The 9,039-nt window shown below is 31.4% G+C and carries 14 protein-coding genes and 3 rRNA genes; 1 reads left to right on the forward strand and 16 read right to left on the reverse strand.

Features of this window, described 5'->3' with window-relative positions:
• Positions 1–146 precede the first annotated feature (146 nt).
• The 10 genes from pfdA to PUD86_07765 form a co-directional block, all read right to left on the reverse strand.
• A complete protein-coding gene (gene pfdA / locus PUD86_07720; GenBank protein MDD6777168.1) occupies positions 147–575 on the reverse strand; it encodes a prefoldin subunit alpha in 429 nt (142 codons plus the stop codon).
• Between the two features lie 19 nt (positions 576–594).
• Positions 595–819, reverse strand: coding sequence for a 50S ribosomal protein L18Ae (rpl18a, locus tag PUD86_07725; protein MDD6777169.1), 225 nt, complete (start codon positions 817–819; stop codon positions 595–597).
• Positions 820–844: 25 nt separating this feature from the next.
• Positions 845–1,519, reverse strand: coding sequence for a translation initiation factor IF-6 (locus PUD86_07730; GenBank protein MDD6777170.1), 675 nt, complete (start codon positions 1,517–1,519; stop codon positions 845–847).
• A 42-nt stretch (positions 1,520–1,561) separates the two neighbouring features.
• Positions 1,562–1,807: a 50S ribosomal protein L31e gene (locus PUD86_07735; protein ID MDD6777171.1), complete on the reverse strand. Its 246-nt coding sequence runs from the start codon at positions 1,805–1,807 to the stop codon at positions 1,562–1,564.
• Positions 1,808–1,819: 12 nt separating this feature from the next.
• Positions 1,820–1,975 carry a 50S ribosomal protein L39e gene (locus PUD86_07740; protein ID MDD6777172.1) on the reverse strand — a complete coding sequence of 52 codons (156 nt, stop codon included), beginning with the start codon at positions 1,973–1,975 and terminating at the stop codon, positions 1,820–1,822.
• A 26-nt stretch (positions 1,976–2,001) separates the two neighbouring features.
• Positions 2,002–2,586: a hypothetical protein gene (locus PUD86_07745; GenBank protein ID MDD6777173.1), complete on the reverse strand. Its 585-nt coding sequence runs from the start codon at positions 2,584–2,586 to the stop codon at positions 2,002–2,004.
• A 5-nt stretch (positions 2,587–2,591) separates the two neighbouring features.
• Positions 2,592–2,948 (reverse strand): DNA-binding protein, encoded by a 357-nt coding sequence (locus PUD86_07750; GenBank protein ID MDD6777174.1) that lies wholly within the window; start codon positions 2,946–2,948, stop codon positions 2,592–2,594.
• 21 nt (positions 2,949–2,969) lie between these two features.
• Positions 2,970–3,407, reverse strand: a complete 438-nt coding sequence (locus PUD86_07755; protein ID MDD6777175.1) for a 30S ribosomal protein S19e — start codon at positions 3,405–3,407, stop codon at positions 2,970–2,972.
• A 94-nt stretch (positions 3,408–3,501) separates the two neighbouring features.
• A complete protein-coding gene (locus PUD86_07760) occupies positions 3,502–3,759 on the reverse strand; it encodes a YhbY family RNA-binding protein (GenBank protein MDD6777176.1) in 258 nt (85 codons plus the stop codon).
• A complete protein-coding gene (locus PUD86_07765) occupies positions 3,728–4,093 on the reverse strand; it encodes a ribonuclease P (GenBank protein MDD6777177.1) in 366 nt (121 codons plus the stop codon). The genes PUD86_07760 and PUD86_07765 overlap by 32 nt, the downstream gene beginning before the upstream one ends.
• Positions 4,094–4,321: 228 nt before the next feature.
• Between PUD86_07765 and PUD86_07770 the strand changes: the two genes are divergently transcribed.
• Positions 4,322–4,879: a carboxypeptidase-like regulatory domain-containing protein gene (locus tag PUD86_07770; GenBank protein ID MDD6777178.1), complete on the forward strand. Its 558-nt coding sequence runs from the start codon at positions 4,322–4,324 to the stop codon at positions 4,877–4,879.
• A 21-nt stretch (positions 4,880–4,900) separates the two neighbouring features.
• Here the strand turns inward: PUD86_07770 and PUD86_07775 are convergent, their stop codons facing one another.
• The 6 genes from PUD86_07775 to PUD86_07800 all read right to left on the reverse strand — a co-directional run.
• Positions 4,901–7,240 (reverse strand): C1 family peptidase, encoded by a 2,340-nt coding sequence (locus tag PUD86_07775; protein MDD6777179.1) that lies wholly within the window; start codon positions 7,238–7,240, stop codon positions 4,901–4,903.
• Between the two features lie 39 nt (positions 7,241–7,279).
• A complete protein-coding gene (locus tag PUD86_07780; protein MDD6777180.1) occupies positions 7,280–7,780 on the reverse strand; it encodes a hypothetical protein in 501 nt (166 codons plus the stop codon).
• Positions 7,764–7,973: a hypothetical protein gene (locus tag PUD86_07785; protein MDD6777181.1), complete on the reverse strand. Its 210-nt coding sequence runs from the start codon at positions 7,971–7,973 to the stop codon at positions 7,764–7,766. Before PUD86_07785 ends, PUD86_07780 begins: the two co-directional genes overlap by 17 nt.
• A gap of 458 nt (positions 7,974–8,431) precedes the next feature.
• Positions 8,432–8,549: ribosomal RNA gene (gene rrf, locus PUD86_07790) — 5S ribosomal RNA — on the reverse strand.
• 52 nt (positions 8,550–8,601) lie between these two features.
• Positions 8,602–8,719: ribosomal RNA gene (rrf, locus tag PUD86_07795) — 5S ribosomal RNA — on the reverse strand.
• A gap of 131 nt (positions 8,720–8,850) precedes the next feature.
• Positions 8,851–9,039: ribosomal RNA gene (locus PUD86_07800) — 23S ribosomal RNA — on the reverse strand; the annotation flags it as partial.

Genomic DNA, 9,039 nt, shown 5'->3' on the forward strand with positions numbered 1-9,039 from the left:
ATAAAACAACCATAAATATTAATATCTATAATAAACGATTGTACTTCATAGTATATAAAATTAAAGAAAAATAAAACAATTAAAATTAGAAAAAATTGTGACTTCGTGTCACATCCTCAAAAAAAGAAAAAAAGAAAAAATTGCACTTATTGAGCAATATTTCCTTGAGCAGCAGCTGCAATTTGTTCAGCTTGAGCTTGAAGGCTTCCAACAACGTCAGTACATTGTTGTAAGTTAGCTAACATTTTGTCCAAGCTGTCATTTAAGTCCTCTTTTTGCCCGTTTAAGATTTCACGAGCACCTTCAGCATCTTTTTTAACAGCGAGTCCTGCTCCAATACTTACAATAATTTCGTCAGTACTTTTAAGTTCTCCTTTAACGAATGAACCTGCACCAACAGGTACGAAAGCTTCAACAGACTCTTTACCTTCAATATCTTCTAAAGTAGCAAATAATGCGTCAACTTCAGCCATTGAAGTTTTGATTAATTCAATTTGTTGTTGAATTAATTCTGCTTGTTGTCTGTAAACATTGATTTCGTTAAGAAGACCATTTAACCTTTGTTGATCTTCCATATGAACACCTTCAAAGTGTTTATAAGATTTCTTTAACGATTGGGTCAACAACATCTTCAGGAGCGATTTCTACGATTTCATCGATAGAAATTTGATTCCTGTTAATTCTGTGTTTACTTCCGAAACGTTCGTAGATTTTTTCTTCGATTTCAGCTTCACAAGTAGCTTTGTATTCTTTAGTAAACTTATGATAGTCATCGCCCATTACAAAAGTACCTTTAACTCTGTAAATTTTTGTTATCATATAAAATCCCTCATAGATATATTAATTAAAAATCATCATCTAAAAAGCCTAATGCTTCTTCAACTCTAGCCATTTCAGGACCGGTACTATCCTTAGCAACAATTGCTCCATTGGAATTAGCAATAGAACAAGCACCAACTAAAGAAATACCTCTTCCAACAGTACCAATATCCCCTTCTACACCAAATACTTCTTGAGCAAAACTAATTTCAGATTGAATAGCTTTAGAACTTATTAAAAATCCTTTATTTGTAACTTGAATCATAGATCCAATAATGTCGCTTCCAACCATGGAAGTAGCTTCAACATTAACATCTAAAGTTTCTTCAATAACGTTTATCGCTTCTTCGGATAAAAATGGGCTAACAATAGCACCTTTGTCATTTGCTGCAACAATATTACCTAATGCAGTGTATTGACCAGGAACAGTAGCTACATTAATACCTAAATCTTCAAACTGTTTAATTTCCCTGTCTAAAACATGTGGTGAAACAACCATTCCGTTTGAATTAGCTACAGCTAAAGATCCGATAAGACTACATCCAGAGATTGAGGATTTTACAACATCAACATCTAATGCTTCCTTAATAATATCAGCTTTTTCATCTAAAAGATTATAAGGAACAATAGCCAAGTCATCAGTTGCGAGTATAAAAACACCAATATTTGGATTTCCTACAATATCTACTCTTTTTAACATATTGTTACCTCACTTTACTCAATAGCATGGTAGTAAACAAAGCTATTCTGCTAAAGTAGCTGTTACAACACCATCATCATCTTTAACTGCTTTTACAGTAATTTTAGAAGGTATTTTTTGGATACCTCTTTCCCAAATAGCATGATTGATTGATTCGTCAATTTTGACTTCTTCAGCTTTCATGTGTTTAGTTAAGAAATTTTTAACTTCTCTGATAGCTCTAGGAGCTCTGATAGTTCTTTTAATTTCTTTAACGTTTCTAAGTGGAATTGTGTAAACTCTTTCCATAATAACCCCTCATTATAATTTAAGACTGTTTCTTCTCCAATGTCTAGGTTTTGGTCTGTATCTAAGTTTACGGTTAGTTTTAGCATAAGCCCAGATTGGAATTCTCCTATTTTGTTTGTTTGCTTTTGCCATTCTTAATTTTTTAGCTAATGGTTTATTTCTACTCATTTTCTCACCTGTAATACATATAATAATTATTTTTTATATCCTATAACACGAGTTTGATAATGTTCAGGGAATATATCCAATGAGTTTCCTCCTTTCTCATCAATCAAAGTCCTTATTTCCACTTCAAAATCAGAACTGTTGTCCTTATTTGACCTTTCATGAGAAATTTCAAATAAATTTGAAGTTATTTTTTTAACAGATTTGTGTCCGAAACTATCAAGATTGATATATTGAACATTTTTTCTATCTTCAAGACTTTTAATCTGATTAATGTTTAATTTAGGAGTTCTGTCATCTCTTCTTGTCCCATCTGCAATAATATCAAATTCATCTGCAAGCATTTCAACTGTCTGAGCATGAATAAACTTTATTCCATCATTCGGAAATCCGTCATCCATAATCATTTCACAAGTCTTGTCGAGAATATCATAATCCATTTTCAAGACATTATGTTTGAAACCTAACGCTTCGGCAGATTTGCTTGCTGGAATGTATGAATCGTAAACACCAAAGTTTGCGGTACATAGCTCTACGTCAAGACCTAACCTTTTAAGCATTACTGCTACAAAGGATGAATCCTTACCTCCACTATATAATACACCAGCTTTCATCGATATTATTTCCTTGTAATTTTAATTTCTCTTTTTTGACCAGCAATTTGTCTTAAAAGAACTTTAAGCTGTTCATCAGTTACTTTTCCTCTTAAACTTCCAGCCTGAGCAGATTGAATCAATTGAAGTTCAATTTGATTAACAAGTTCAGGTTTGGTTAATTTAAGATTAGACAACCTATTACGAGCTTCAGAAGTCATAATTTGAGCAATGATCTGTTTTTTCTGTGCTTCAAATTGTGCTTGAGCTTCTTGCTGTTGTGCTTGAGCCATAGCTTGTTGTTGTGCTTGATTCTGCATAGCAGCTTGTTGAGCTTGTAATTCAGCCATCCTTTTTTGACGAATTTCATCTAAATCGCTCATATCAAACTCTCCAAAATATAATTAGTATTTTTCAAGACCAGGAATATCTTTAATGATTTCAGCAGAAATTTTATCTAAGAATGATCTTCCTGCTGGAGTAACAACTCTTCCACCTTCAACTTTCTCAACGAGTCCAGCATCTTCTAATTGGTGTAATGCGGTTCTAATAATAGATCCACTACCTTTTCTAAATACTTCAGGACGTACGCCACGGTCTTTTTTACCACCGTAGAAAGTTCTTAAACTCATAACTCCCACTGGACCATCCATGTATACTCTTCTGATAATGGAAGCGGTCCTTACATACCACCAATCTGCGTCTTCAGGTTTTCTTTCTTTGTGAACACCAGTTTTAACAAAATTGGACCATGCAGGGGAATTGATCTTATCATTATTTTTAAATTCATCTGCGACTTTTTTAATTAATAAATCTGCAGGTACATCAAATACAGTAGTCATATTAATTCTCCAATATTTTATTAAATAATGTAGCTTAATCCACTGTAAATTTAAGACCTAAAAAATAGGGCCCGTAACTCTAAATTTATAATGTTTAAGGCTTTTTTTTATAAATTACAGCGACATGTCCTCTAACATCAATGAGCTTAGCTCTGGTTTGAGAAACAATATCATCTATAAATTTATCTTTATCTCTAGCGATATTTTTTGCAAATTTAAGTTTGACAAGTTCATTAGCTTCAAGTTGGCGCTTAATTTCTTCAATAACATTATCATTAAGACCGTTTTTACCAATGTTAATTGTCATAGCGGAAAGAGCTCTATTCATCATTTCTTTTTTTGATTGACTCATATTTTGCTCTCCTTTTATTTTTTTGTTCCTTATGATAAGGAATCTTCATTACATGATCACATTCACCACAAAAAAGGTTAACTTCAGAGTTAACTAGCCGGACGGTGCAATTGCGACCAGGCGAGAGGAAGCACTTACAATTTTTACAATACCTTCTACTCCATTTTTCAGGAATTTTAGTATTATATTTAGTAGACAATTTCAATGCCAGTTCCACATAACGGTTGGAACGCTCAGGATGGGTGATGAATTCCATCTCAGCACGTGTAAAAAGAATATCCATTCTTTCTTTAGCTATTTCTATCATCCACTTTGGTCGTTTTCCTCTACTCAAAATATCCTCTCTTTTATGTAGGATATAATATTCATGCTTGGATTAAAATGATTTGCGCAAATTAAAACAAAAACCATAGTTAAAAAGTAACCTTAGGTTAATATGAATATTATGATAAAATATGTTTATCCACATTAATAAATGTTTGTATATAAAGGATTAAATCAAAAAATTAATATTCATTTAAATATAGATATAAATTACTAACAATTTAAGTATGGTGATATTATGAATAAAAACGAGAAGATAATTATTGCTTTATTATTAATTATAATATCTTTAATAATAGCTATAGGAGCTATAGTTATCCAACCGGAAAAAACATCACTGATAATTACTTCAAATACAACATTAGAACACAACGACACATTATCAGTACAGTTAATAGACAAAAACAATAATCCTCTTGTAAATAAAACTGTATCAATTGATTTTAGCAATAATGAGGGAAATATAACCAGCATTAATTTAACCACAGATGATAAAGGAATTGTGAAATTCAATGTTGAAAATATGACTCCTGGAGCATATAGCATTAATTGTTCATTTATTGGAGATTTATATCACAAAAAAACATTCCTTGAAGAAAATATAACAATTAACGAAGAAGTAATTGAATCTTCTTCAGAATATACAGTAGCTAACGATTACTCAAATGATCCTGGCGCAATTTATGATCACACAACAGGTACAGGATGGCATGCAACTGGAGAAGTAATATATGATCCTAGAAGTGAAAGCTATTGGGAACATCAAGGATACAATGACTGGAAAGAATTAAAATAAAAAAAAGAGTTAGATGATTACTCATCTAACTTTAACAGTTGATTTTACAGTGTCTTTTACAAATGAAGCGCTAAAGGTATAAGTTTTACCTTTTTTAAGCTTATTAATTACACTCTTTTTAATTACAACTTTTGCAACACCTTTACTGTCAGTTGTTGCTTTGTAGGTTTTGCCTTTGAATTTAAAGACAACATTACCTTTTTGATATTTACCGTTAATTTTAACTGTAGCTTTCAAGGTAAAGGACTTAGCAGTCTTTTTAACAGACACTTTACTTGTTGAAACAACGTGTTTTATAGTAATAGTATTTTTAACTGATTTTCCTTTATAATAAGTTAAAATTGTGTACTTATTTGGAGCTCCAGTAATTTTAACTTTTGCAACACCATTAATATCAGTAGTAACAACAGTCTTTTTTCCGTTAATCAAGAAAGTAACCTTTTCACCAGCACCAACCTTCTTACCATCAGCAGTAACAACTTTAACTGTGAAATATTTACCAGAAGCATAATCAACAGTCATATCAGTATTATCAACTAATTTAGAATCATCTACAACAGTAAATACTTTTATAGGAAAGATTAAAGGAGTACCCGGCACTGCATCCATTGAAGAATACCAGCCAGCTTCCTCACCACCATAGTAAAAGTATGACCAGTTATTAAGATAATGTTGTCTTGAACCAACTAAAAATGGTGCTGAATTTGATTTAATTTCAACAGCAAATTTATCTCCTTTCTTGATTGGAACATATGTATCTAATTTGATAGTGTTAAAACCACCAAATACTGAAGCACCAGTCTGTACATATTTTAATGAATCATTCACATAGACTTTGATAGTATAAGTCACGTTAGACTGATTGAAATAAGTTCCAACAGCACCAATCAAATCATCATCTTCAGCAATGTAAACATTCTTGTATTGATTGAAGATATTTAAATAACCTAAGTTTCCTTGAAGATCATATTGGTAATTCTTATTATACTGCTCAGTATTAGAAATCATATAATCATATGAATTCTTCATAGCAAAACATGTATCATAATATGAAATATAGAAATATCCATCAACACCCGCATTAGTTCCCCAACTGTTTTTAATAATCCATGCACCGTCACCAGGTGGCCTTACATCAAAATTACTTGCTGAATAAGTATCATCCCAACCAACTAAAGTAACACCATGATTAGTAGCGTATAATCCATTATAATATTGTCCACCACTAGTATAGTTTACGAAAGGTTCATCAGCAGCAAAGTAAGTAATAGCAACAGCACCATACTTCATAATTGCTTCTTTTAAAGGATTATTGTCAGTTACGTTTTTACGTCCAGGAATTATTACAACATCATGGAAATGAACATTATCTTCTGTCCAAATAACTGGAGTAACTTTACCAAGTTCATCATAGGTATCATGTTCTGAAGATAAAACTCCAAGCCAGCTTAAAGCATAATTTAATGCCATATCATGTTTTCCACCTTCAGTATGCCCAATCAATCCATATCTTGAGTATTGTAAACAAATTCCCTGAATATTATTTTCAGAAATATCAAATACTATTCCTAAATTCTTCAAGATTGCAGCTTCCATTGCACCAGCTGAACCAAATGACCAGCAAAAACCAGCCTGAGCTTGATCTTTAACAGGAGTAATCCAACCCCAATCACGAGAATCAAATTTAGCCGGCAAAGTATCAACAACAATAGAATTATTAATTAAAGTTATTTTAGCACCTGGTAAATCAACAATAGTATTATAATCAGTGTTTTTTAAACTGACAGAACCTTCACCACTGAAAGTATTATTGATTAATACAGCATCATTTAAATCAAATACTGAGAAGATATCATCAAATTTACCATCAAAATTAATATTATCTTTAAAAGTAGAATTCACAACAGCAAATTCTGAATCATAGAAATATAAAACACCTGTGTCATATCCAATATTATCAATAATTTTAGTATTATTTACAACAGCAGATGAATGATCACAGTATAACACTGCACCATAACAGTCATTATTTTCTAATGGGACAGTTTTAGTAAATGTGGAATTGAAAATAGTTAAATTACACCATGAAACATAAACTGCTCCACCATCAAACACAGCACCATTTTCAACAAATGTGGAATTTTCAATATCAACACTACTGCTTAATGCTAATATAGCACCACCAAATCCTGAAGTACAATTAGTAAAACTGGAATTTAAAATGTATGATTCTTTAACTTTATCTATAAATATTGCTCCACCATTTTTAGTAGAAGTTACATTAACAAAAGTACAACCATCAACTTCAAAATAATCCATTTCTTTTGCTGCAATTGCACCTGCACTAAGAAGAGTGTTCAAATTAGTAAATGTAGTGTTAGTAATCTTTACTTTACTTGGTCATTTAATAGCAGCACAATATTTGGAAGTTGTATTTGCAAATACAGAGTTTCTTACAATAAGAGCAGAATTTCCATTATCATAAATAAAACCCCATACTAAATCCTTAGAGCTAGTAAAAGTAGCATTATCAAAAGTTCCTGCGGACCTGTACAATTTGATAACACCATTTTTAGTAGAAGTTACATCTTTAAATACGTCATTATTACTTAAATATTTAGTACCAAATGCAGAAATTACCCCATTATTTGCAACACTATTCTTAAATACAACATTATTAGTAGTAACATTACTGTTCACCATGAGTAATGCACTACCTTCAGTGATATTTGCATTAATAAAAGTAAGATCATTAATTACAAGCTGAGAAGCATTAATCAAAAATATTCTTGCCTGATTACTTGCATCAATAGTATGCCCATTACCATTGATAACTAACGAAGTTGTATTTATTAGAATACCATTCTTATTATCAGTTGCATTATCAAATTTTATAATCACTAGTCACTTCAAAAACATCTACAGCACCTGAAATATCATTTTTCAAGTCAGTAAATGTCTTAAGTGACTCACCTAATACATCATTATTTGAATCTGCCAAAATTTGATTATAATCATCTGCCAAAACATCAAAAGCATTTTCTTGAGCACAAACAACTCCTGAAGAGACAATTAAAATAAAAAGGACAGCCAAAACTTTTAAAAATTTCCTTAAGACTATAATATATAAAATTATTAAAAAAAGCATATATAAATGTTAATATTTAATTTTATGGTAAAACATAATAAATGTGAAATAAAAAAACCTTGAAGAATATTCAAAATTATAATAAAAAATTAATGTAATAGGATTTTGCCAGTATACTAACTCTCTTGAATCATCGCTAGAATACCCTTCGCTCCTCGAGTAACCCTCGAAACTGGCAGCCTATCCAATGCTGGGTTTCTTCTAATCATAGACAGTATCAACTTCCCTCATAAAAGGACCGAAGGCATTGGTCAATAATGATACGACAATAATATTTATGTAAAAAACAATATTTAACTATTTCTTAAAACAAAGATTAAAAGTTAAAAACTAAACAAAATATAACGAAAATATTAAATAAATGAAAAAAATCTATAATAAAAATGAAATGTATGAATATAATGAGCTTGCAGCGAAATGAAATTCCCATAGAAAACCATAGTACACAAACAAAACACAAAAGGACTTCACTACTGGGATCGAAACGAGACCAGGTATAACCCCCATGCTATGACCGCAATACTCATTATAGTATGAAAATAATAAGCATTAAGTAAAATTTGTATATATAAAAGGCTTGCAGCGAAATGAAATTCCCATAGAAAACCATAGTACACAAACAAAACACAAAAGGACTTCACTACTGGGATCGAAACGAGACCAGGTATAACCCCCATGCTATGACCGCAATACCTAATAATATACAAATATATGAAAATAATTAAGTAAATATATCAGCGCAACTTTCACCCTTACTGTTAACACCTAACCAAATTATATCAAACCCACAACATTAAAGAATTGGATATAATTTACTAACTTTAAAATAATGCAAGCGAACAATTGGAAGCAGCGGACTCAACAACTCGGAAAAAAAAACCTCGAAGCTTACATCCCTACCCCATCAAACAAGTCTTCTACTCGCGTCCTAAGCAATCTATTTTCAGGGGATACCTCAGGCTTAGATGCTTTCAGCCTTTATCACCTAGCGCGTAGCTGCCCGGCAATGCCT

Source organism: Methanobacteriaceae archaeon, from assembly GCA_029219465.1.
In the GTDB taxonomy this organism is placed as follows: Archaea; Methanobacteriota; Methanobacteria; order Methanobacteriales; family Methanobacteriaceae; genus Methanocatella.

Coding starts and splice junctions, on each gene's coding strand:
- PUD86_07730 (MDD6777170.1), bottom strand. CDS start 1,519: ATGTTAAAAAGAGTAGATATTGTAGGAAATCCAAATATTGGTGTTTTT.
- PUD86_07745 (MDD6777173.1), bottom strand. CDS start 2,586: ATGAAAGCTGGTGTATTATATAGTGGAGGTAAGGATTCATCCTTTGTA.
- rpl18a (MDD6777169.1), bottom strand. CDS start 819: ATGATAACAAAAATTTACAGAGTTAAAGGTACTTTTGTAATGGGCGAT.
- PUD86_07735 (MDD6777171.1), bottom strand. CDS start 1,807: ATGGAAAGAGTTTACACAATTCCACTTAGAAACGTTAAAGAAATTAAA.
- PUD86_07750 (MDD6777174.1), bottom strand. CDS start 2,948: ATGAGCGATTTAGATGAAATTCGTCAAAAAAGGATGGCTGAATTACAA.
- PUD86_07770 (MDD6777178.1), top strand. CDS start 4,322: ATGAATAAAAACGAGAAGATAATTATTGCTTTATTATTAATTATAATA.
- PUD86_07740 (MDD6777172.1), bottom strand. CDS start 1,975: ATGAGTAGAAATAAACCATTAGCTAAAAAATTAAGAATGGCAAAAGCA.
- pfdA (MDD6777168.1), bottom strand. CDS start 575: ATGGAAGATCAACAAAGGTTAAATGGTCTTCTTAACGAAATCAATGTT.
- PUD86_07755 (MDD6777175.1), bottom strand. CDS start 3,407: ATGACTACTGTATTTGATGTACCTGCAGATTTATTAATTAAAAAAGTC.
- PUD86_07760 (MDD6777176.1), bottom strand. CDS start 3,759: ATGAGTCAATCAAAAAAAGAAATGATGAATAGAGCTCTTTCCGCTATG.